Source organism: Streptomyces regalis, from assembly GCF_001509475.1.
Taxonomy (GTDB): domain Bacteria; phylum Actinomycetota; class Actinomycetes; order Streptomycetales; family Streptomycetaceae; genus Streptomyces; species Streptomyces regalis.
The window spans coordinates 1-3456 of the sequence record NZ_LLZG01000161.1; the positions used below are offsets into that span (position 1 = coordinate 1).

Sequence of the window (3456 nt, forward strand, 5' to 3'; positions counted from 1 at the left end):
CCCCTGACCCCCTGCCCCACTAACCCTCGACGACGCCCCGGATCACCCCCAGCTCCACCAGATCCTGCGGCCGGATCCGCAGCTGATCCGCCGTAGCCTCCACCTCCTGCGGCCCTCGCTTCAGGATCGCCGCCGCCAGTTCCGGTGCGATCACCGAGAAGTAGCTGTCGGGCGTGGCCCAGGTGTTGCCGGGGGCTGCCAGGGCCAGTGCGCCGCCCGAGCCGCCCTCGCCGATCAGCAGGGTCGTGATCGGGACGCGGGCCGCGGCCACCGCGCCGAACAGGTCGGCGATCGAGGCGCCCACCCCCTGCCGTTCCGCATCCGCGTCATTGGCGGCGCCCGGCGTGTCCACCAGCGTCAGCACCGGGATGTCGAGCCGGTCGGCGAAGCGGATCAGGCGGGCGGCGGTGCGGTAGCCGGCCGGGCGGGTCGCGGTGCCGGTCTGGGCGGCGTAGGCGACCGTATGGCCCTCGTGCGCGCCGAAGCCGCAGAGCATGCCGTCGGTGTCGACACCGCCGCAGCGGTCGCCGCTGATACGGACGCGGTGGCTGAAGTAGGCGTCCAAGTAGGCGGCGGCGCGGGGGCGTTGCGGTGCGCGGGCGCGTCGGGCCGCGTCCCAGCCCGTGGCGGGCAGGTCGTGCGCGCCCAGGGCGCGGGGCACCGTGGCCTCCTGGGCGGGCGGTCCCGCCAGCAATCGCAGCCAGCGGCCCAGCACGTTCCGTAGTTCCTCCGGCCGGACGACCGCGTCCGCCGCCCCTGCCGCCACCTGCGCGTCCGCCGTGTACGCCGCCGGATCCGCGTCCGCCGGGCGGACCCGGGAGCCCGCGAAGCCGACCTGGGCGCCGGGCAGGGCGAGGATCACGTCGGCGCCCGCGCCGAGGGTGGCCCAGCCGCCGCCCGTCGTCGGGTCGCGCAGGACCGCGATCTGGGGCAGGCCTGCCTCCCGGGTGAGCGCCGACTGCCGTGCCACGCGCTGGAGTTGGGTCAGCGCCACCATGCCCTCCTGCATCCGGCTGCCGCCCGTGGCGACCAGCGGGACGACGGGGAGGCGGTGGGCGCGGGCGTACGCGTATGCCGCCTCCAGCCGGTCGCCCGTGCGTTCGCCGAGCGAGCCGCCCAGGAAGCCGAACTCGAACGCCAGCAGTACGGCCCGCGTGCCCGCCACGCTCGCGGTGCCACAGACGACCGACTCCTCCTCGCCGGTGCGCGCGGCGGCACGCGCGCGTGAGGCGCCGTAGCCCTGCCAGGAGAGCGGGCCGTCGGGCCCGGACTGCCGTTGCGGGTGGGGGAGTTCGGTGAAGGTGGAGTCGTCGGCGAGTCGGGTGATGACCTCGCGTGCCGACAGGCGCCGCTCAGTCATGGGTCAGGGCCCGCTTCATGATCTTCCCCATGTCGTTGCGGGGGAGTACGTCGAGGTAGTGAACCTTGCGTGGGCGCTTGTGCGGGGCCAGGCGGGCGGCGACGTGGTTCGCCAACTCCTCTGCGGGGGGCGGTGACTGGGGATCCGCCGGGACGATCCACGCCACGATCCGCTCGCCCAGGTCGGCGTCCGGTTCGCCGGTGACCGCGGCCTCGCGCACACCCGCGTGTTCGAGGAGCGCGTTCTCGATCTCGCCCGCCCCGATCTTGTAACCCCCGCTCTTGATCAGGTCGGTGGCCTTGCGGCCGACGATCCGGACGTACCCGTCGGGGTCGCGTACCGCCATGTCGCCGGTGCGGAACCAGCCGTCCTGCGTGAAGGCTGCGGTCGTCGCGTCGGGGCGGTTCAGGTACTCCGTGAACAGGTTCGGGCCGCGCACCTGGATCTCGCCCACCGTCTCGCCGTCGTACGACGTGATCGGCGTCCCGTCCTCCTCCACGAGCCGCAGCTCCACGCCCGGCAGCGGGACGCCGACGGTTCCGGCGCGAGGCTCGCCGTCCGCCCGCACGCTGGTGTTCATCAACGTCTCCGTCATGCCGTACCGCTCGACGACCCGCTGCCCGGTCGCGGCCGTGATCCGCTCGTGGTCGTGCACGGGCAGCGCGGCCGAGCCCGAGACGAGGAGGCGGGCCTTGCCCAGCGCCTGCGCCAGGCCCGGGTCCTCGGGGAGGGCCTGGGCGATGCGGTGGTACATCGTCGGCACGCCGAACAGCATGGTCGCGCCGTCGTTCAGCTCGCGCGCCACGCCCTCCGTGGTGAACCTGCCCAGGTGGCGCACCGATCCGCCGCGGCGCAGCGGGCCGAGGATGCCGAGGACCAGGCCGTGGACGTGGAACAGGGGCAGGCCGTGGACGAGGACGTCCTCGCCGGTCCACTGCCAGGCGTCGGCCAGCGCGTCCAGGGTGTGCGCGACGGCCCGGCGCGGGATGACGGCGCCCTTGGGCGGGCCGGTGGTGCCGGAGGTGTAGACGATCAGGGCGGGGTCCTCGTCGGACACCGAAGGGGTCGGGAGCGGGCCGGTGGCCTGTACGTCGACGTCGATGCGCGCCAAGTCGCCGAGAGCGGAGGGAAGTTCGTCCCCTGCGGCGGCCAGCACCACCTGCGGCGCACAGTCGGACAGGATGTGCCCGAGCTCCTTCTCCCCGGACTTCGGGTTGAGCGGCACCGCGGCGACACCGGCCTGAAGCGCCGCCAGTACCGCCACGGCGGTCTCCAGCGCCGGGGTCGCCCAGACGGCCACTCTGCCCGCCCCGCCGATCCGCGCCGCGAGGGCACCGGCGGCGGCGCCGAGTTCGCCGTACGTCAGGGAGCGCTCGCCGAACCGCAGGGCGGCTCGCTCCGCCGGGGCGCCCGTCAGGGCCGGGAAGAGAGAGGACACGCGTCGTACTCCTTAACTGCTCGAATCAATTGTCCGACGGACACCGGCTGCTGTCGTCCGTCGGCCTACCCCCAGCCCGGCACGACCATCACCAGCCACACCACTGCGGGCACCACGGCGACCACGATCCCTCCGTACACCATCAGCTGCCGGAAGAAACGCTCACGGTCGACATCCGGTGCCGCGGCCAGCACCAGCGCGCCGTTCGTCGAGAAGGGGCTCACGTCCACCACCGTCGCCGACACCGCGAGCGCCGCCACCATCCCGACGGCGCCGATCTCGCCCTGCGCCAGGAACGGCACGGCCAGCGGGATGAGCGCGCCCATGATGCCGACGGACGAGGCGAACGCCGACACGATCGCGCCGATGTAGCAGAGCAGCACGGCGGCCAGCAGCGGGACGCCGATGCCGCTGACGCCCTCGCCGGCCCAGGTGATGGTGCCCATCTCGTCCAGCACGCCTACGTACGTCAGCACACCGCAGATCAGCAGCACTGTCGGCCAGGCGATCTCGCCGACCGCCTTACGGCTGTCCTTGGGCCATGCGGTGCTGAGGATGACGGCGAGGGTGATCGCGGTCAGGCCCGCGTCCAGATCGAAGGCGAGGACGGCGACGACGAGGGCGACCAGGGAGAGGAGGGTGGCGGTGCGGGCGGGGG

Annotated in this window: 3 protein-coding genes; all 3 read right to left on the minus strand. The window is 73.7% G+C overall.

Annotated elements, in window-relative coordinates; genetic code table 11:
- Nucleotides 1-19 precede the first annotated feature (19 nt).
- Nucleotides 20-1360: a carboxyl transferase domain-containing protein gene (locus tag ADL12_RS20345; RefSeq protein ID WP_062704098.1), complete on the minus strand. Its 1341-nt coding sequence runs from the start codon at nucleotides 1358-1360 to the stop codon at nucleotides 20-22.
- Nucleotides 1353-2798, minus strand: coding sequence for an acyl-CoA synthetase (locus ADL12_RS20350; RefSeq protein ID WP_062704099.1), 1446 nt, complete (start codon nucleotides 2796-2798; stop codon nucleotides 1353-1355). Before ADL12_RS20350 ends, ADL12_RS20345 begins: the two co-directional genes overlap by 8 nt.
- Nucleotides 2799-2863: 65 nt before the next feature.
- The coding region (locus tag ADL12_RS20355) for an SLC13 family permease (protein ID WP_341846366.1) at nucleotides 2864-3456 on the minus strand (593 nt) is incomplete at its 5' end.